Here is a 17,406-nt window from a genome sequence, read left to right on the forward strand (position 1 = left end):
TGGCCCGACCTGCGACCGAAGGATTTTCTGCCAAAGGGGTAAACACTGCTACCGTATAAGGTGGTTTTTCTCATGCGCGATCAACCACGCTTTGCGCGCGATACCGCCGCCATAGCCGGTCATGGAACCGTCTTTACCGATGATCCGGTGGCAAGGAATGACAATCGCCACCCGGTTCGCACCATTGGCCGCTGCGACGGCACGCACCGCAGTGGGTTGCGCAAGGGATTCCGCCAGCGCTTGATAATGCGTGGTCTGACCGTAGGGCACCGTTTGTAAGCCCTGCCACACACGGCGCTGAAATTCACTGCCAGGCAGATCCAGCGTCAGCGAAAATTGCCGCCTGTCGCCGGCAAAATACTCGCCGATCTCTTTTTCCGCCTGCCGGGTGTGCGCGTTTTCCCCGGCGATAATGCGTGCTTTCAGCAAGCGCTGTAAGTCGCTGAATTCAGTTTCCAGCATGCGCCGGTCAACAAACTCCAGCAGGCAAACGCCCTGTTCCGTGGCGCAGACAAACATCGGACCAATCGGCGTGGTGAAACGGTGGATCATGATCACTTGTCGCCCCACACTTGGTGCGGCACCGGTGAGTTTTTTACAGGTATAGCCAAAGCCGCTGAGCGATTCATAACCGCTATCAAACGCGACATCGGTGGCGCTGCGTCCACCTTTCAACTCCTGAAGCGCCACATTGACCCGCGACATGCGCTGAAAAGCCTGAAATGTGATGCCATGTTGCTGTAAAAACCAGCGCCGCACGCGCTCCGGGCTGATGCCCTGCTCACGTAGCAGCGTGTCGCTGATGCGCATTTTCGGATTGGCGTGAACCAGCGCTAACGCCTGTTCAATAAAGTCCGGTGCCGAGCAGGCATTTTCCGTTGGCCGACACACTTTACACGGGCGGAAACCGGCGTCGAGCGCTGATTTCATCTCGCGGAAAAACACCACATTTTCCCGCTTCGGTTTACGCGCGCGACAGACGGAAATACAAAAAACACCGGTGGTTTTGACGCCGACAAAAAAGAGGCCGGTGTATTCAGAAGCGCGATCGAGCAGCGCCTGATACCAGGTATCGCACTGCGCTTTATCCGTGATTTGCATGGTGGAAAACACCCTCAAAGGATTGCTGAGTCTGCACGCTCAACAGTATGTTTTTCAGCTGCGTTTGTAACGCGGCATGGATGAAATTACCCATCGAAATGCGGCGCACGCCGAGCGTTGCCAGTTCGGCGAACCCTGACAGCCCCGGTACGCACATCACATTGAGCGGCAGCGAAATCTGTTGGGCAATGGCGGCAATATCCGCATTTTGCATCACGCAGGGCACAAACAGACCGTCCGCGCCGTGTTGAGCATATAACTGCCCGCGATACAGCGTCTCTGCCAGCGCATTTTCCACGTTCAGCAAGAAGGTATCGGTACGGATATTCAAAAACAGCGTGCGCGGCAATTGCGTGCGAATTTTCCGTAACTGCCGGGCGAATTGGGTGGCCTCAACCAATTGCCTTTCGCCATTGACCACGCGGCTATCTTCCAGATTGATGCCCACCACACCGAGATTGATGAGTTGTTGCAGGTTATCGGCAATGGCTTGCGCGGTTTCACCGTAACCGGCTTCCATGTCCACGCTGAGCGGCAGGTCGCAGGCCGCACGAATGCGCTTCACCATAAACAGCAATTCAGCAAACGGCATTTGTTCACCATCTTCATAACCGAGCATCGTGGCAATGGCGGCGCTGGACGTGCCCATCGCCTGATATCCGGCCTGCTCTGCCGCACGCGCGCTGGCTGCGTCCCAGACATTGGCGATCAGTAATGGTGTGGTTTGATGGTGAAAAGCGGTGAAATCCATGGTCGTCTCCAGAGGTATTAAGTGGAGCGAGTGTGGCGTTTGCCGCCTACTTCTCACAACCGAAAATCGGACGACCATTTTTTATATATCGGGCAGGAAACGTTTCACTGCTGGTAATCAATTTGCCCAGTCTGGAACAACGATCATTGTCTCAGGCAGAGAGCGCATTTTTTCTCATAAAATCAATGCAGTGTTGTGTAGGCCGGATAAGCCGCAAGCCGCCATCCGGCGGCGTATTCACGGCTTTTGGCATCAATATCAGATATGAAATGCAACGCGTTTGCCTGTCGGCAATGTGATATCAATGCTTAACTCGCCACCTAACGCAGAGACATAACGCTTGAGAGTAGAGAGACGGGGATCGTTGCCAGGCTGCTCTATTTTCGCCAGTGTCGGCTGTTTGACGCCCATGACTCCGGCAAGCTCGGTCTGGGAGATATTCAATTCTTCACGTAGCTGGCTCAATACAATGTTGCGGCGCAGCTCATCAACACGCCCTTCAATTCGCGCCTGGCTTTCAGGGCTGCGTTTCGCTAAAAGTTCGTCTAAGGTTGCCACGTTAACTCCTTATTTCGCATATGATTTCTGAACTCTGCGGCAATTTTTATCATCTCTTTATAAAACCGTTTCTCGTTAACGCCTGTCTTATCTGCGGCGCACAACACAATAGCCCACCGCGTAGAATCGAACGCAAAAAAAGCGCGTACGGGAGAACCTGCATACTGGATCCTCAACTCTTTCATATTGCTATAGGTTGATCCTTTTATAGTATCGACATAAGGACGCCCAAGCTGCGGGCCAAACTCACTGAGGATCCTGAAAACCGCCAAAATCTCATCCTGCAACGGTTCTGGCTGGATGCTAAACCACACGTCAAAACGCTCCGTCGTAATCACTTGCCACATTGCCGTTCCCTCATAGCTTTTTTGCTATGAACGGAAATTATAGCCTGAAAGCTATGCGATCAAGAAAAGTTTAACCATTCCTGAAGCCGTGTCGACAATTTTATTCTCACCCTTTCACGCCAAACACCCGAAAAAACGCGGTTTTCCCCTCTTCCGTTACCGTGACTTCGCGATAACCCGGGGTTCTGCGCAACCAGCCCTGTTGTTCGAAAGCAATCAGCAGCGCCGCGCCCGCATCACCGCCGAGGTGAAAACGCCGCTCGCTCCAGTCCAGACAGGCGCTACAGGGTTTGCGCCGGGTGCGCGGATCAAGGGTGACGCCGACCTTTTCAAGGCTCCGCTTACCCAACTCGGTTACCGCACTGCCATCATCAGCGATCCAGCCTTCGCGCTGCATAAACGCATACACACCAACGGCTATTTCACCGGCAAGATGATCATAGCAAGTACGCGCCTGGCGCAGCGCCAGCGGCGTGCGGGTGACAGGTGCCTGCGCGCCACGCATTGATACGCTCATCATCGTTTCCAGCAGTGCGGCGACATCGCTGCCTGCCAGCCGGTAGTAGCGGTGTCGTCCCTGCGAAACGCAGACCAGCAGCCCGCTACTGAGCAGTTTTGCCAGATGCGCGCTGGCCGTTGACGCGGCGATATCCACTACCGCGCTCAACTCGGTCGCGGTCCACGCCCGCCCGTCCATCAGCGCGCAAAGCATTTTCGCCCGTGACGGATCCGCCATCGCGCTGGCAAGGCCCGAAAGCGTCTCCTCCAGCAGATGTGGTTCTTCCTGCGTTTTGCGGAGTTCATAGCCGGTCATAACGGTTGTACGTCCCATCGTTGTGTTGCCTCGCGCGCCAGCGGATCGTTATCGGTAAGTAGGATCAACCGGTTGTCATGATCGCTGTATTGCACAAGGATATTGATATTATGTTGCGCGATCGTGCGGGCAATTTCGCCTAACTCGCCAGGACGTTCCTGCTTGAGTTTGCGAATAACCGGCGACGTCACGGCATGCACACATAAACCGGCCGCGGTTAACACTTCCCGGGCGCGCTCGCCGTCAGCCACAAGAAAGTGCGCATGACATTGATCGCTTGTGGTAAACACACCGCCCCCTTCCAGCCCGACGCCATTTTTGCCAAGCGTTTCACCCAGCCGTGCCAGCTCGCCCGGCGCATTATTCAGGATAACGTGAATATCGTACATATTATGGTTTCTCCGGAGTTGATGCGTAATCGCGAAAAACCGTCGCAACACGGATGCGGTAATACGCAAAAATAGCTTCCCGCCCTTCGCTCTGAGCCGCCTGGTGCAAGACGTTGCGTTTCCAGGCTTGCACCGCCGCTTCATCCCGCCACCATGACAGTGACAATATCTTCCCTTCGCGGCTTAAACTCTGGAAACGTTCAATAGCGATAAACCCATCAATTTCTGCCAGTACAGGCTTGAGTTCTGCGGCTAATTGCACGTATCGCGCCTGCTTGCCTGCGGCGATATCGGCTTCAAAAAGTACAGCGATCATAAAGTGGCTCCCTCGTGAATGATGAGCCGCCAGTGTTGCTCAGACGGCACATCGACGCTTCGCCCCCGAACGAAATATGCCTGTGCGATTTCGTGCCCCTGCTCAAAACCGTGAAGTGATTTGGCTCGCAGATTTCCATGAAACCAATCTCACGCAGTTACACCGACTCAATTTGCGATAATAAAAGGTAAATAAAATGAGCCCGGATTCGCCGATGTCGTTGATTGGCGAGCGGGTCGGCGCGGGTACCGCGATTGTGCTGACCATTATGATGGTGCAATTTGTCGGTTTTGAAGATCCGGTAGAAGCAGCGGTTTCTGATGAGAAAAGCGCGGCGCTGACTGTCGGTTCACTGCAGATGCTCAGCCCCATCAAAGGCGAAGTGATCGCGCTGGAGAGCGTGGCGGATGAAGCCTTTGCCGGAAAAATGCCGGGCGATGGCATCGCCATCATCCCGCACGAAGGTAAAGTTGCCGCCCCTTGTGATGCACAGGTCGCAACATTGATCGACTCTCATCACGCCATTGGCCTGATATGTGATAATGGCGCGAAATTGCTGATTCATGATGGCCTTAACACCGTTAATCTTCAGGGACAATATTTTACGCCGCTGGTCGGGTTAGCGCCGGAACACCGCTGCTGGCCTTTGATAAAGAACATATTGAGCAGGCAGGTTACGACTTGACCACGCCAGTGCTGGTGGTCAACAGCGAGGGGGTTACGCTCACTCGCCACCAGTCGCAGGGCACTGTCACAGCAGGAGTTCCGCTGATGTCGCTGGTCTGAAATTAACCGCCATCATAATAACAAGAGTGAGGTTGAACGATGGTAACGATACTGGATGTCGCCAGACTGGCCGGCGTCTCCAAAGCGACAGTATCGCGCGCGCTAAACGGCAAAGTCTTTGTCCGTGAGGAAGTGAAAGCCCGTATTATGCAGGCGATTGCCGAAACGGGTTATCGCCCCAATCAGCTGGCGCGCAATCTTGCCAACAATAAAACCAACTCGGTCGGGCTGGTCATCACCAACGGGCTGTATAACGGCCCGTTTTTCTCCAGCATGATTTACCACGCGGCAACCAACAGCGAGTTGCACAGCCGCCAACTGGTGCTGGCGGACGGTAAACACAGTGCGCAGGAAGAGCGCGACGCCATCGATCTACTGCTGTCGCTGCGCTGCGAAGCGATCATGATCTACCCCAAATACCTGTCGGTTGCCGAACTCGATGAGATCATTGAACACAACCAAACGCCGATCGTAGTGATCAACCGGGAACTGTCTCGCCACCGCAGCCAGTGCGTGTTTGTCGATCACCAGCAAAGCTGTGAAACGATGATGGAATATCTGCTGGCGCAAGGGCACAGGCGCATTGCGTTTGTCGCCGGTTCGGATGCCTCCCCCACCGGCGAGAGGCGTTTAGCCGGTTATCGTAATGCGCTGCGCAACGCCGGGATTGAACCCGACCCGCAACTGCTGGTGCGCGGCAGTTGGAGTACCGACAGTGGTTATGAAGCGGGGCGCGAACTGTTGGCGCGCAACGTGCCGTTTAGCTGCGTGCTGGCCGGGAATGATGATATGGCGATTGGCGTGGCGAAAGCCTGCTATGAGGCGGGTTTGCGGCTGCCCGAAGATGTGTCGCTGGCCGGGTTTGACGACTCGGTTATCGGCAAATATTACAACCCATCCCTGACCACCATCCATGTTCCGATGGAAGAGATGATCCGTAACGCCATTGAGATGGTGCTGATGCCAGAAGCTGCCGCCATTTGTGCCCATCGGGGCGAGCTGGTGTGCCGTGAGTCGGTGATTGCGCCTAAAACTGCCCGGTAAACCGGGCAGTTTCTGATTACGCGTGGCCGATGGCGTCGAGCTTCGCCAGCGCATCTTGCGATAATGTGAGCTTCGCGCTGGCAAGGTTTTCCTGCAAATGCTGTGGTGACGAAGTGCCGGGAATCAGCAGGATATTCGGTGAGCGCTGCAACAGCCAGGCCAGAGCAACCTGCATTGGCGTTGCGCCAAGCGCCTGCGCCACCTCATTCAACTCACCTGACTGCAACGGCGTAAAACCACCAAGCGGGAAGAACGGCACAAAGGCGATCCCCTGCGCATTCAACGAATCAATCAACGCGTCGTCATGGCGATTCGCCACGTTATAGAGGTTCTGCACACAGACAATCGGCGTCATTTTCTGCGCGTCCGCCACCTGTTTTGCCGTCACGTTGCTCAGGCCAATATGGCGGATCAGCCCGCGCTCTTTCAGCTTAATCAATGCCTCCAGCGGTGCTTCAAGCGGCCCCTCTTCCGGCCCATGTACGCCGAACATTGAGCGCAGGTTCACCACTTCCATCGCCTCAAGCCCGAGGTTTCGCAAGTTATCCTCAACGGCTCGCGTTAACTCTTCAGCGCTGAAGGCGGGCAACCAGTTGGCTTTGTCATCACGGCGCGCACCGACTTTGGTGACAATGCACAGATCATCCGGGTACGGATGCAGCGCTTGCTTGATCAATTTATTGGTGACATGCGGGCCATAAAAATCACTGGTGTCGATATGGTTCACACCCGCGGCAATCACATCACGTAGCACCTGCAGCGCTTTCGCTTCATCAGCAGGCGGCCCAAACACGCCGGGACCCGCCAGTTGCATTGCACCGTAACCCAGGCGACCAACCAGGCGATCGCCCAGACGAAAAGTAAGTGAGGGTTGAGACATGGAGTACCTCCTGTGCATTAAGTAAACAGATTGTAGGAGCATCGTTGCTGTGCAACAATCCGCTGAAATTCATACACACTGTACGGTTAACCGAACAATGAAACTGGACTTCGCTCTGCTGAATGCCATTGTGGCTGTCGCTAACGCCGGAGGCTTTCGCGAAGCCGCACGCGTGACCGGCACCAACCCTTCCCGCCTGAGTGATGCGGTGCGCCGCGCTGAACAGCAGCTCGGCGTACGTCTGTTTAACCGTACCACCCGCACCGTGGTGCTAACCGATGCAGGTAAAGCGTTGATGGAGCGATTGCAACCAGCAATGAGCGAAGTGGACGCCGCGCTGGACGCCATCAACCGTTTCCGTTCCACGCCCAGCGGTACGCTGCGCCTGAACGTGCCGGTGAGTGCCGCCAGGCTGGTGCTGCCGGCCATCGTACCCGCCTTTCTGGCGCAATATCCGGATATCCAACTGGAAATCGTTGCCGAAAGTAACGTTCAGGATGTCTTTCGCGACAGCTGTGATGCCGGTATACGCTATGACGAATGTCTGGAGCAAGATATGGTCGCGCTACCCATTGGCCCGCGTCGCCAACGTTTTGCCGCCGCCGCAGCGCCCGTTTACCTGCAACAACATGGTATACCGCAACATCCGCGCGATCTTATTACTCACAACTGCATTCGTGGGCGTTACGCCAGCGGGGTAAGCCCGGAGTGGGAGTTCGAGCGTGATGGCGAGCCACTGCGCGTGCAGGTCAGCGGGTCATTAGTGGTTAGCGTTGGCAGCGCAGTGGAACTGGCGGTGCAAGCCGCCATTGCCGGTAGCGGCATTATCTATCTGTTTGAAGAGTGGTTGCGCCCGGCACTGGATCAGGGGGAACTGATACCGCTGCTGGAACCCTGGTGGCTGTCGTTCAATGGCCCGTATCTCTATTACAACTCCCGCCGGCTAATTCCTGCGCCTTTACAGGCATTTATCGATTTTGTGCGCGCACAGGCAAGTTACGGATATATAACGCAATGATCAGAAGAACTGTCTACACTTGAGGAAATAGAACAGAGCGAGGGTGAGCTATGATCTTTCCGGCCATGCCAGTCAATGAAATCGAGCGGCTTAAGTCGCTATACATGATGGATTTGCTTGATAAAAAGGATGATGAGCGCTTTGACCGGTTAACCCGTACGGCGAAGACCACCTTTGACGTGCCGATCGCGATCATCAGCCTGCTCGACCGCGATCGCCAGTGGCTACTGTCGCGCAGCGGTGTCGATACTCACGAAACACCGCGCAATCTCTCCTTTTGCGCACACGCCATCCTCGAAGAGGGGACTTTCATTGTGAAAGATACCCTCGCCGATCCGCGTTTTGCCGATAACCCGTTTGTCGTTGGTGAGCCCTGGGTGCGCTTTTACGCAGGTTGCCCGGTGCGCCTGCCAGACGGTGCGATTGCCGGGACGATTTGTATTATCGACACGTATCCGCGTCCGTTCTCCAGCGCAGAAATCAACACTCTGCTCGACTTCGCCGCCATTGTGGAAGATGAGTTTTTAATTCTTAGCATGGCGATGACCGACAGCCTGACCGGGATGCCAAACAATCGCGGTTTTTACCGCACCGGCGAGAAGCGCTTCGCGTGGCTAAAAGAGCATAAAAAACCCTTCAGCCTGCTCTATTTCAGCATAGATAATCTGAAAGCCATCAATGAGTTACTGGGTAGCAAAGAGGGCGATGAGGTGGTAAAAATCTTCGCCAGCAACCTGACGAAATGTCTTAAAGAGCAGGATATCGCCGCACGTCTGGGCGGCGGGGAATTTGCCGTACTGCTGGGAAATCTCGCCGTGAATGACGTGGATGCGTTTTTATTCGATCTGCAGTCGCGGATGGACGCCATCGATCAGCTGTCCGGTAAGAATTACCACATCAACTATTCGCACGGCATTATCGAAAACGGCGGCAGTCGATACGCCACGCTGCGCGATATGCTGGAAGACTGCGACAAAGTGATGTACACGGAAAAACGCCGCCGTTAAGCCACTGCGCCGGGCAACCGGCGCGCTGTTTATAAATTGTCGAAACCGCCATTACCTTCCCAGCCCGCCAACTGCTGGTAGATACGCTCTACTGCCGTTTTTACTGGCGGCGTCATCGGATAATAAAAACCAACGATATCCGGTTGAATCCCCAAAAAAATCACCTCGCCAATATCCTCTTTAAGCTGATCAATCAGGTAGTTGAGCGGCATATTGTGAGTGGTCATCAGGAACATTTCGGCAATGTCATCCGGGTCAACAATACGGATGTCGCCAGGGTTTAATCCCATATCTGTGGCGTCAACAATCAGCAACCGTGAAGGTTTGAGCTCGCGAATGGCGACCACATCGTTCTCTGGCGCGCTGCCACCGTCAATCACCTGCCAGTTGCCTTGCGGGTTTTCAACACACATTTGGGCCAGCAACGGGCCTGCACCATCGTCGCCCATCATACTGTTACCCACACACAGCAATACGTCAGTCACGCAATCTCCTCACCATCAAATAGATGGCACTTTCCTGATGGATATCATGCAGCATCGACAGCAGCGCTTTGCTCCAGGCAAGCTGTTGCGCATTTTGCCGCGCCTGCGCCCGATCAAAGGCGTTTGCCAGCAGCATCACGTGTGTGCTGTCGATAACAATTTCGCCGTAGCGCGGCACGCCTTCCATTTTGCGCCGCGCTTCGCTACCCGCTTCCAGCGTGGCGATCCACGCCAGATAATCGTCCCACGGGCAGGAGAGCGCGGTTTCCAGGCAGTCGATCACCCCAAGATGGTGGCCGATAGCCAGGCTGTAATAAACCACTTGCTGCGCCTGTGCGGGCGCAGTGTCGTTCTCGTCGATAAATTTACGCCGCAACTGGCTAAAGACCACCGATTCGCCCATCAGATTTTCGCCTCCTGCACCACCTGGTCCAGGTGGCTGATAATCTCGGTCAGGCGCGGATCGTTTTCCTGCGTCAGCCAGCGCACCACTTCATGTTCGCCTACGCTGCGTAAACGCATATAGTCATCAGCAATCTGGCGGCCGTAGCGGTAACCCGCCAGCCGACGGGCGGTGCGATCCACTTTCACGCGCAGGGGTTGCACCATCGCCGGGTGCAAAATCTCGGCCGGTTGGTCGTCCTGTTCACCTGGCAGACGGGCGTGAATTTTCTGCTCCAGCAGCCCCAGCGCCATGGCGAAACCATACAAAGTGGCCGCGGGCGTTGGTGGGCAGCCGGGAATATAGACATCCACCGGCACAATTTTGTCGGTGCCGCCCCACACGCAGTACAGGTCGTGGAAGATACCACCGCTGTTGCCGCATGCGCCGTAGGAGATACAGATTTTGGGATCCGGCGCAGATTGCCAGGCACGCAACGCAGGCGAACGCATCGCGCGGGTGACCGCCCCGGTAAACAGCAGAATGTCGGCGTGGCGCGGTGACGGCACCACTTTGATACCAAAGCGTTCAGCATCGAACAGTGGCGAAAGCGTAGCGAAAATCTCGATTTCGCAGCCGTTACAGCCACCGCAGTCCACGCGGTAGACATAGGCGGAACGTTTGATCTTATTCAGCAGCGAGGCTTTCATGCTGGCGATGGACTCCTCCACCGTCATCGGCACCGGAATACCGTCCGCATCGCGCGGACCTAACAGCTGGCTCATTAGCTGGCCTCTCTCATATGGCGGGTCAATTCAATCCGATCGGACGGCACCAGGCACTTCTGGCGTTTGCACTCCGGGCAGGTTTCAAAACTTTCACGGTGCTGCTCTGCCCGGCTATCACCGTTATGCGCCAGCAGCGCAATGGCGTAGTCGATCTCTTTTTGCACTGCGAATGGTCGGGTGCACTCACGGCACTGGCACAGCTCAAAGCGCGACTGTTGCAGGAAATCGGCTTTGTTCCACACCGCCAGTTCATACTCTTGCGAAAGCGTGATGGCGGCAGTCGGGCACACTTCTTCGCAACGGGCGCAGAAGATGCAGCGCCCCAGGTTGAACTGCCATGCCAGCTCGCCGGTGGCCAGATCCGTTTCCACCGACAGCGCATTCGACGGGCAGGCATTGACGCACGCCGCACAGCCAATGCACTGCTGCGGGTTGTGCTGCGGTTTGCCGCGAAAATTTTTATCGACCGGCATCGGTGACAGCGGATAATCGCTGGTTGCCGTGCCGGTTTTGATCACTTTTTTGATAAAGGTAAACATCGCTACCGTTCTCCCCTCACGATTTCAACGGCGAGTTCTTACGCTCAATCCCGTAACGCTCCAGCTCTTTGTAAGCCACGACCTTGCTTTTCTTCTTCCGCACATCCACCACCGTCATGCGGTCGGTGCAGGAGTAGCAAGGGTCGAGGCTGCCAATGATCAGCGGTGCGTCGGAAACCGTGTTACCGCGCAGCATATAGCGCAGCGTCGGCCAGTTGGCGTACGTCGCCGCACGACAGCGCCAGCGGTAAAGTTTCTGGTTATCGCCGGTCATGCTCCAGTGGATATCGTCCCCACGCGGCGCTTCAGAGAAACCGAGCGCAAAACGGTGCGGAATATAGGTAAAGCCTTCCACCATCAGCGGGCCGCCAGGCAGGTTATCAAGCCCGTAATCGATCATATTGAGCGCGGTCAGCACTTCGTTGATGCGCACTTTCAGGCGTGAAATCACATCGCAGCCCTGTTCGGTATGCACGGTCATCGGCAACAACCCATAGCCCACAAACGGGTGATCGGCACGGGTGTCACGGGCGTGACCGCTGGCGCGCACCATCGGGCCAACGTTACTGAAATCGCGGGCGATTTGCGGGTCGAGACGACCAATGCCCACGGTGCGCTGCTCAATGTTCGGCGTACTCATCAGCATCTCCACCAGCTCAGTGACATCGCGGCGCATCTGCTGTGCCAACTGGCGAGTCTGGATCATGTCGTCTTTCAACATGTCACGGCGGATGCCGCCAATCAGGTTCAGGCCGTAGGTTTTACGCGCCCCGGTGAGGATTTCCGCCATTTTCATGGAGGCTTCACGTACGCGGAAAAACTGCATAAACCCGGAGTCAAAACCGACAAAGTGGCAGGCCAGGCCAAGGTTGAGCAGGTTGGAGTGCAAGCGTTCGACTTCCAGCAGAATGGCACGAATCATCTGCGCGCGTTTCGGCACGACAATGCCCATCGCGTTTTCTACCGAGGTGGTATAGGCCGTACTGTGGGCAAAACCGCAGATGCCGCAGACGCGATCGGAAAGGAACGTGACTTCGTTGTAACCCATACGGGTTTCCGCCAGCTTCTCCATGCCGCGATGGACGTAAAACATGCGGTAGTCGGCGTCGACAATATTTTCGCCGTCAACGAACAGGCGGAAATGGCCCGGCTCGTCCGAGGTCACATGCAGCGGGCCAATCGGCACCACATTGTTTTTCTTATCGCCCAGCTCGTTAATGAACTCGTAGGTTTCCGCATCGGTGGTCGGTGCAGGACGCTGGCGATAGTCCATGCTGTCTTTACGCAGCGGGTAGAGTTCATCCGGCCAGTCATCCGGCAACACCAGGCGGCGCTCATCCGGCAGACCCACCGGGATCAGGCCGTACATGTCACGCACTTCACGCTCGCCCCATACCGCTGCGGGCACACGCGGCGTTACCGACGGGTATTCCGGTTTCAACGCATCCACTTCCACACGCACCGTGATCCAGCATTTCACGCCCTGCTCCATCGACAGCACGTAATAGACGGCGAAATGGCCGTTCAGCTTGCGCTCGTCGTTGCCAAACAGGACAGAAAGCCAACCGCCTTGTTGGTAGTAGAGGTACTCAACCACTTCCGGCAGGTAGTTCACTTTGATGGTGACCGTGATCTGGTCTTTGGTCTGCCACGCTTCATCCAGCACCACGCCGGGAAATTTCTCGTGCAGGGCGGCAAGATAGTGTTGACCGATTTTTTCTTCAGACATGCTCAAACTCTCTTAATACGTCGCCAGCAAGGAGACGAAGGCTAAAAAGGCGACGCCGAAACCGGCCCAGGTCACACGTGAGGTCGCGACAAAACGCAGACGCGCCATGCTGTTCTCAAACAGGGCGATAATCAGCACGCCAGCGACCAGTTTCACCACGGCTATCACCAGCGCCAGCAGCAAACCGGCGGCGCTAAAGGTGGTCATCTGCCCCCAGGGCAGAAACACGCCAACAAACAGTTGCAGTACCACCAGTTGTTTTAAGCTGATGCCCCACTTCATCACGGCAAAACCGCTGCCGCTGTACTCAGATAGCGGCCCTTCCTGTAACTCCTGCTCCGCTTCCGCGAGATCAAACGGCAGTTTGCCCATTTCGATAAAGGTGGCGAACGCGCAGGCGCACAGCGCCAGGAACAGAGGAATGCTGCGAGATAGCGGCCAGTGATAGACGGTATTGGTGATGTAGCTAATGTGTGTCGAGCCAGCGACCAGCGCCGCCACCCACAAGCCAAGCAGTAAAATCGGCTCCACCAGCACGCCAAGCATCGCTTCGCGGCTCGCACCAAGCCCGGTAAACGGGCTGCCGGTATCAAGCCCTGAGATGGCAAAGAAAAAGCGGGCAATGGCGAACAGGTAAATCAGCGTGATCAGATCGCCAAGTTCCGGCAGCGGCGAAGCAATCGTCACCACCGGTAACGCGGTCGCGACGGTCAACATGACACCTACCATCACAAACGGTGTCAGGCGAAATACCCAGCCAGACGCTGCCGGGGCAATACTTTGCCGCCCCAGCAGTTTCAGCAGATCGCGGTATTCCTGCAGCACGCCCGGCCCGCGTCGGTTATGCAAACGCGCACGCGCCACGCGGCTGATGCCGGAAAGCAGCGGCGCAACGGCAAACAACACCAGCGCCTGTAGTAAAGCAAACAGAAAACTCATCATCAGGCTCCTCGTGAAATCACCACTACCACCAGCACCGCCAGCTCAATCAGCGCCAGCCGACGAAACAGCACCGGCGCGCTATCACCGTGCCAGCCGGGAACAGGAAGCCGCGGCTCCAGCCATTTCCGTAGCTTCAAAACCGGGGCAAAGGCCGCTTTCACCGGCATAGCGAAACCATGCGCGGTAATCACCATTGACTTTTCGTGATCGTAACCGCACACCCAGGCACTACCACGGCGACGGGCAGGCAGGCGATCGCCTTTAAACAGCATCATTAGCAGCAACGGCAGCAGCGGCGTGGCAATCAGCAGCAGCGCAATCATCGGCTGCGACACCACGGTGTTCGCCATTTGTAGCGGCAACGGCACGGCAGCAAACAGGCGCGGCATCAGCCACGGCGCAGCCACACCGCCGATAACGCAGCAAATGGCCAGCGCGGCGACCACGCCAGTCATTAACCAGGGAATAGAACGCGGGTTTTCCGCCTGAGCGCTACGCGGCGCGCCAAGAAAGGTGACGCCATAGACTTTCGCCATGCACATCACCGCCAGCGCACCGGTAATTGCCAGACCAACCGCCAGCAGCGGCCCCAGCAGTTGCAGCAGGAAATGACCGCTGGCGCTTAAACCAAAGAAGGATTGATAAATCACCCACTCACCGGCAAAACCGTTGAGCGGTGGCAGCGCCGCCATCGCCATCAGCCCGACCAGCATCGCCAGCGAGATAACCGGCATTTTTTTACCGATGCCGCCCAGTTTTTCGATATCGCGATAACCGGTGCCAAACCACAGCGTACCCGCGCCGAGGAACAGCGTGCTTTTAAACAGGCTGTGGTTGAAAAGGTGATACAGGCCGCCGGTCAGCCCCAGCGCCAGCAGAACAGGTTGTTGCAGCGCAAGGCCGGTAACGCCTGCGCCAAGGCCAAGCAGGATAATGCCGATGTTCTCCAGCGTGTGATAGGCCAGCAGGCGCTGGATATTGTGCTCCATCAGCGCATACAGACCGCCGACAAAGGCGGTAATGACGCCAAATACCAGCAGCGCAACGCCCCACCACAGCGGCGGTTGGCCGCCGAGCAGTGAAAGGCACAGAATGCCGAACAAACCGATTTTCATTACTACCGTGGAAAACAGCGCCGCCGCAGGTGCGGGCGCGGTAGCATGCGCCTGCGGCACCCATGCATGCAGCGGAATAATCCCGGCCAGCAGGCCAAAACCAACCACGCCAAGCAGCCAGATGTCGCTACCGAGCGCATGTGTACCGAGCTGCACAAAATCAAGCGTCTGATACCGCTGCCACAGCAGCCAGCAGGCCAGCGCCAGCAGCACCGTACCGAAGCGGCCCATGACAAACCACAACTTGCCGGATTTGCTACAGCCGGTAAGGAATACCGCGCTCAACGCCATGATTTCCGCCATGATGACCAGCGCGCCGAAGTTTGCCGCGCTCACCGCACACAGCGCCGCAGCCAGCAGTAAGTTCATCAGCAGACCGTTAGCTTTCACCACTTCATGGCGATGCCAGTGAATGGTAAACAGGCTAATAAAACCGCCGCACACGCCGAGTGTTATCAGCCATACGGCGTTCAGCGGTGTGACCAGAATGTGATACTGAATCAGCGGTATCACGCCACTCACCGTGATGGCTTCTGTTAATGCCATCACGCCGCAGGCCGCCGCCATCGCACAACCGATCGCGCCGCCAAGCCCGGCAAACAGGCCGCTTAACGCTTTGAACGGCATAAACAGATAGGCCAACATGGCGGCGCAGGTAAGCACCGCGACAGCCGCGCTTAACAAAGAGAGGATAGTCATTTCGCGCTCCGGTTTAGCTGCGTATACAGCGATAAATCGCCATAGTCCGTATTGAGGGTTTGCTCGCGTTTGCGACGGCTGGCTCTGGCGATATCCCGGTTATTGACCAAATGCAGCGCCTTGGTCGGGCACATCCGTACGCAGGCCGGGCCTTCTGCATCGAAATGGCAGAGATCGCACTTCACCGCAATGGCCCGCACGCCAGGCACCCAGTCCAGCAACGAGCTGACGCGCGCGGGCGCTGGCGGCGCGGCGGGCGCTTTTGGCGAGTTAACATTGGCGGGAATATCCAGCGGGCGACTACCGGAAAACTCAATCGCGCCGAAAGGACAAGCAATCGCGCACAGCTTGCAACTGATGCACAGGCTTTCATTTAACTGCACTGCGCCATCGACGCGGTTGATCGCGTTCACCGGGCAAACGCCCGCGCAAGGCGCGTCTTCGCAGTGATGACACTGCTGCGGCGCGGACTCATTTTCGTTGCGCATCACGCGCAGCCGCGGCATCGCCTGCAGGCCATGCGCGCGATGCGTTTCGGCGCAGGCAGCCTCGCAGGTATGGCACCCAATACATAACGCCGAATCGGCAATTACAAAACGGTTCACCAGCAAATCCTCAGGTGATTCACCCTGGTTACGGGCGGTCATTTTTGACGAAACGTGTCGCGCTATGTGTCACTTCGACACATGTCGACACCCAAACTCAGGCCAGCGCAGGCGCGTGGCTGACAAGCGTGGTGAGATTGACCGGCGTATCCGCTTCCATTGCGGCATACAGGTTGTCGTAAACGGCGGCGATCTTGCCGAGATAATGCTCAAGCACTTTCTCGCGATCGCGCACGCTGAACGCACCATCAACCTTGCCATCGCTGGAGAGCTGCGCTTTGGCAATCACGCGTCGCTCATCGCTCTCTTTATTGGCTATTGCATATTCGATGGTGTGACCGTTAAAGCCGCCGCTCAGGGTGATATAAACCGTGAAGTGTTCGAACAGTACAAAGCAAAGCTGCTGCTCTGGCGCACAGCCGATGGCGTGATGCAGCCGCGCTTTGGAAAGCGTAACCCCCTGAACTAACGCGTTACAGTAGCTGCGCCACTCTTCCTGCAGGCGGTGATGCCGCCCGGCAATGTAATCTGCCTTTTCGCTAATTTCCCATATCGTCATGTCTGCTTACCCGGTTAATGAAAAACAACGGCGATATAGCATCATCCATGCCAAAATTTAACTCATTAATTTATAAAGAAATAAATGGAAAAAGCTTACCCTTTCGACGTGTCATCTCGACATTGTCGACATCGTCACCGTGTCAAAAGGCGCAATGGCACTCTTATTGCATACAAGGGCGCAATGTCATCAGGAGACGTTATGCACGAAATCACCCTCTGCCAGCGAGCGCTGGAAATCATTGAACAACAGGCGTCAGCAAACGGCGCGCGTCGGGTCACCGGCGTGTGGCTGAAAGTCGGCGCATTTTCTTGTGTAGAAACGGAAGCTTTAACGTTTTGTTTTGATCTGGTTTGCCGTGGCAGCCTGGCGGAAGGTTGTACACTGCACATCGAACAACAACAGGCGGAATGCTGGTGCGAGTCCTGCCAACAGTATGTGACGTTACTTACCCAGCGTGTGCGCCGCTGCCCGCAGTGCCACAGCGACCAATTGCAAATTGTCGCCGATGACGGAATGCAAATTCAGCGGCTGGAAATTGAGGAGTAAACA

22 protein-coding genes are annotated in these 17,406 nt (G+C 56.3%); 5 read left to right on the forward strand and 17 right to left on the reverse strand.

Annotation, left to right across the window (positions count from 1 at the left end; genetic code table 11):
- Positions 1-48: 48 nt before the first annotated feature.
- The 7 genes from ACFX4O_RS21865 to ACFX4O_RS21895 form a co-directional block, all read right to left on the reverse strand.
- The gene (locus ACFX4O_RS21865) at positions 49-1,101 is read right to left on the reverse strand and encodes a bifunctional transcriptional activator/DNA repair enzyme AdaA (protein WP_380211298.1); all 1,053 of its coding nucleotides are present in this window, start codon (positions 1,099-1,101) and stop codon (positions 49-51) included.
- Positions 1,085-1,852 (reverse strand): isocitrate lyase/phosphoenolpyruvate mutase family protein, encoded by a 768-nt coding sequence (locus ACFX4O_RS21870; RefSeq protein ID WP_380211297.1) that lies wholly within the window; start codon positions 1,850-1,852, stop codon positions 1,085-1,087. Before ACFX4O_RS21870 ends, ACFX4O_RS21865 begins: the two co-directional genes overlap by 17 nt.
- 258 nt (positions 1,853-2,110) lie before the next feature.
- Positions 2,111-2,410 (reverse strand): helix-turn-helix domain-containing protein, encoded by a 300-nt coding sequence (locus tag ACFX4O_RS21875; RefSeq protein WP_380211295.1) that lies wholly within the window; start codon positions 2,408-2,410, stop codon positions 2,111-2,113.
- Entirely contained in the window at positions 2,398-2,757 is a 360-nt protein-coding gene (locus tag ACFX4O_RS21880) for a type II toxin-antitoxin system RelE/ParE family toxin (RefSeq protein ID WP_380211294.1), read from the reverse strand. The genes ACFX4O_RS21875 and ACFX4O_RS21880 overlap by 13 nt, the downstream gene beginning before the upstream one ends.
- 106 nt (positions 2,758-2,863) lie before the next feature.
- Positions 2,864-3,571: an ArsR/SmtB family transcription factor gene (locus ACFX4O_RS21885; RefSeq protein WP_380211323.1), complete on the reverse strand. Its 708-nt coding sequence runs from the start codon at positions 3,569-3,571 to the stop codon at positions 2,864-2,866.
- Positions 3,568-3,960: an amino acid-binding protein gene (locus tag ACFX4O_RS21890; RefSeq protein WP_380211293.1), complete on the reverse strand. Its 393-nt coding sequence runs from the start codon at positions 3,958-3,960 to the stop codon at positions 3,568-3,570. Before ACFX4O_RS21890 ends, ACFX4O_RS21885 begins: the two co-directional genes overlap by 4 nt.
- Position 3,961: 1 nt before the next feature.
- Positions 3,962-4,276, reverse strand: coding sequence for an antibiotic biosynthesis monooxygenase family protein (locus ACFX4O_RS21895; protein WP_380211292.1), 315 nt, complete (start codon positions 4,274-4,276; stop codon positions 3,962-3,964).
- 196 nt (positions 4,277-4,472) lie between these two features.
- Between ACFX4O_RS21895 and ACFX4O_RS21900 the strand changes: the two genes are divergently transcribed.
- Positions 4,473-4,961, forward strand: coding sequence for a PTS glucose transporter subunit IIA (locus ACFX4O_RS21900; RefSeq protein WP_380211291.1), 489 nt, complete (start codon positions 4,473-4,475; stop codon positions 4,959-4,961).
- 140 nt (positions 4,962-5,101) lie between these two features.
- Positions 5,102-6,106 (forward strand): LacI family DNA-binding transcriptional regulator, encoded by a 1,005-nt coding sequence (locus tag ACFX4O_RS21905; protein WP_380211290.1) that lies wholly within the window; start codon positions 5,102-5,104, stop codon positions 6,104-6,106.
- A 16-nt stretch (positions 6,107-6,122) separates the two neighbouring features.
- Here ACFX4O_RS21905 and ACFX4O_RS21910 read toward each other — a convergent pair whose 3' ends face one another.
- Entirely contained in the window at positions 6,123-6,986 is an 864-nt protein-coding gene (locus ACFX4O_RS21910) for an aldo/keto reductase family oxidoreductase (RefSeq protein ID WP_131408770.1), read from the reverse strand.
- A 97-nt stretch (positions 6,987-7,083) separates the two neighbouring features.
- Here ACFX4O_RS21910 and ACFX4O_RS21915 point away from each other — a divergent pair, with 97 nt between their 5' ends.
- Together ACFX4O_RS21915 and ACFX4O_RS21920 are read left to right on the forward strand one after the other, a co-directional pair.
- The gene (locus ACFX4O_RS21915) at positions 7,084-8,004 is read left to right on the forward strand and encodes a LysR substrate-binding domain-containing protein (RefSeq protein WP_380211288.1); all 921 of its coding nucleotides are present in this window, start codon (positions 7,084-7,086) and stop codon (positions 8,002-8,004) included.
- 50 nt (positions 8,005-8,054) lie between these two features.
- Positions 8,055-9,011, forward strand: coding sequence for a sensor domain-containing diguanylate cyclase (locus tag ACFX4O_RS21920; protein ID WP_131408766.1), 957 nt, complete (start codon positions 8,055-8,057; stop codon positions 9,009-9,011).
- A gap of 29 nt (positions 9,012-9,040) precedes the next feature.
- Here ACFX4O_RS21920 and hycI read toward each other — a convergent pair whose 3' ends face one another.
- From hycI to hycA, 9 genes are all read right to left on the reverse strand, one after another.
- Entirely contained in the window at positions 9,041-9,496 is a 456-nt protein-coding gene (hycI, locus tag ACFX4O_RS21925) for a hydrogenase maturation peptidase HycI (RefSeq protein WP_380211287.1), read from the reverse strand.
- Positions 9,489-9,899, reverse strand: a complete 411-nt coding sequence (locus ACFX4O_RS21930; protein WP_380211286.1) for a formate hydrogenlyase maturation HycH family protein — start codon at positions 9,897-9,899, stop codon at positions 9,489-9,491. Before ACFX4O_RS21930 ends, hycI begins: the two co-directional genes overlap by 8 nt.
- Positions 9,899-10,663, reverse strand: a complete 765-nt coding sequence (locus ACFX4O_RS21935; protein WP_131408760.1) for an NADH-quinone oxidoreductase subunit B family protein — start codon at positions 10,661-10,663, stop codon at positions 9,899-9,901. The genes ACFX4O_RS21930 and ACFX4O_RS21935 overlap by 1 nt, the downstream gene beginning before the upstream one ends.
- Positions 10,663-11,205, reverse strand: coding sequence for a formate hydrogenlyase complex iron-sulfur subunit (locus ACFX4O_RS21940; protein WP_131408758.1), 543 nt, complete (start codon positions 11,203-11,205; stop codon positions 10,663-10,665). Before ACFX4O_RS21940 ends, ACFX4O_RS21935 begins: the two co-directional genes overlap by 1 nt.
- Before the next feature lie 16 nt (positions 11,206-11,221).
- Entirely contained in the window at positions 11,222-12,934 is a 1,713-nt protein-coding gene (gene hycE, locus ACFX4O_RS21945; protein ID WP_380211284.1) for a formate hydrogenlyase subunit HycE, read from the reverse strand.
- Between the two features lie 12 nt (positions 12,935-12,946).
- Positions 12,947-13,873, reverse strand: coding sequence for a respiratory chain complex I subunit 1 family protein (locus tag ACFX4O_RS21950; protein WP_380211321.1), 927 nt, complete (start codon positions 13,871-13,873; stop codon positions 12,947-12,949).
- Between the two features lie 2 nt (positions 13,874-13,875).
- Positions 13,876-15,690, reverse strand: a complete 1,815-nt coding sequence (hycC, locus tag ACFX4O_RS21955; RefSeq protein ID WP_380211282.1) for a formate hydrogenlyase subunit 3 — start codon at positions 15,688-15,690, stop codon at positions 13,876-13,878.
- Positions 15,687-16,295 carry a 4Fe-4S dicluster domain-containing protein gene (locus ACFX4O_RS21960; protein ID WP_131408752.1) on the reverse strand — a complete coding sequence of 203 codons (609 nt, stop codon included), beginning with the start codon at positions 16,293-16,295 and terminating at the stop codon, positions 15,687-15,689. The genes hycC and ACFX4O_RS21960 overlap by 4 nt, the downstream gene beginning before the upstream one ends.
- 97 nt (positions 16,296-16,392) lie before the next feature.
- A complete protein-coding gene (gene hycA, locus ACFX4O_RS21965) occupies positions 16,393-16,854 on the reverse strand; it encodes a formate hydrogenlyase regulator HycA (protein ID WP_131408750.1) in 462 nt (153 codons plus the stop codon).
- Positions 16,855-17,055: 201 nt separating this feature from the next.
- On the opposite strand from hycA, the gene hypA reads away from it, so the two are divergent.
- On the forward strand, positions 17,056-17,403 hold the full coding sequence (gene hypA / locus ACFX4O_RS21970) for a hydrogenase maturation nickel metallochaperone HypA (protein ID WP_045511032.1): 348 nt from the start codon (positions 17,056-17,058) through the stop codon (positions 17,401-17,403).
- Positions 17,404-17,406: the final 3 nt, after the last annotated feature.

This window comes from Kosakonia sp. YIM B13571, assembly GCF_042788095.1.
Taxonomy (GTDB): Bacteria; Pseudomonadota; Gammaproteobacteria; order Enterobacterales; family Enterobacteriaceae; genus Kosakonia; species Kosakonia quasisacchari.

Coding starts and splice junctions, on each gene's coding strand:
- ACFX4O_RS21865 (WP_380211298.1), bottom strand. CDS start 1,101: ATGCAAATCACGGATAAAGCGCAGTGCGATACCTGGTATCAGGCGCTG.
- ACFX4O_RS21870 (WP_380211297.1), bottom strand. CDS start 1,852: ATGGATTTCACCGCTTTTCACCATCAAACCACACCATTACTGATCGCC.
- ACFX4O_RS21880 (WP_380211294.1), bottom strand. CDS start 2,757: ATGTGGCAAGTGATTACGACGGAGCGTTTTGACGTGTGGTTTAGCATC.
- ACFX4O_RS21885 (WP_380211323.1), bottom strand. CDS start 3,571: ATGACCGGCTATGAACTCCGCAAAACGCAGGAAGAACCACATCTGCTG.
- ACFX4O_RS21890 (WP_380211293.1), bottom strand. CDS start 3,960: ATGTACGATATTCACGTTATCCTGAATAATGCGCCGGGCGAGCTGGCA.
- ACFX4O_RS21895 (WP_380211292.1), bottom strand. CDS start 4,276: ATGATCGCTGTACTTTTTGAAGCCGATATCGCCGCAGGCAAGCAGGCG.
- ACFX4O_RS21900 (WP_380211291.1), top strand. CDS start 4,473: ATGAGCCCGGATTCGCCGATGTCGTTGATTGGCGAGCGGGTCGGCGCG.
- ACFX4O_RS21905 (WP_380211290.1), top strand. CDS start 5,102: ATGGTAACGATACTGGATGTCGCCAGACTGGCCGGCGTCTCCAAAGCG.
- ACFX4O_RS21910 (WP_131408770.1), bottom strand. CDS start 6,986: ATGTCTCAACCCTCACTTACTTTTCGTCTGGGCGATCGCCTGGTTGGT.
- ACFX4O_RS21915 (WP_380211288.1), top strand. CDS start 7,084: ATGAAACTGGACTTCGCTCTGCTGAATGCCATTGTGGCTGTCGCTAAC.
- ACFX4O_RS21920 (WP_131408766.1), top strand. CDS start 8,055: ATGATCTTTCCGGCCATGCCAGTCAATGAAATCGAGCGGCTTAAGTCG.
- ACFX4O_RS21930 (WP_380211286.1), bottom strand. CDS start 9,899: ATGGGCGAATCGGTGGTCTTTAGCCAGTTGCGGCGTAAATTTATCGAC.
- ACFX4O_RS21935 (WP_131408760.1), bottom strand. CDS start 10,663: ATGAGCCAGCTGTTAGGTCCGCGCGATGCGGACGGTATTCCGGTGCCG.
- ACFX4O_RS21940 (WP_131408758.1), bottom strand. CDS start 11,205: ATGTTTACCTTTATCAAAAAAGTGATCAAAACCGGCACGGCAACCAGC.
- hycE (WP_380211284.1), bottom strand. CDS start 12,934: ATGTCTGAAGAAAAAATCGGTCAACACTATCTTGCCGCCCTGCACGAG.
- ACFX4O_RS21950 (WP_380211321.1), bottom strand. CDS start 13,873: ATGAGTTTTCTGTTTGCTTTACTACAGGCGCTGGTGTTGTTTGCCGTT.
- hycC (WP_380211282.1), bottom strand. CDS start 15,690: ATGACTATCCTCTCTTTGTTAAGCGCGGCTGTCGCGGTGCTTACCTGC.
- hycA (WP_131408750.1), bottom strand. CDS start 16,854: ATGACGATATGGGAAATTAGCGAAAAGGCAGATTACATTGCCGGGCGG.
- hypA (WP_045511032.1), top strand. CDS start 17,056: ATGCACGAAATCACCCTCTGCCAGCGAGCGCTGGAAATCATTGAACAA.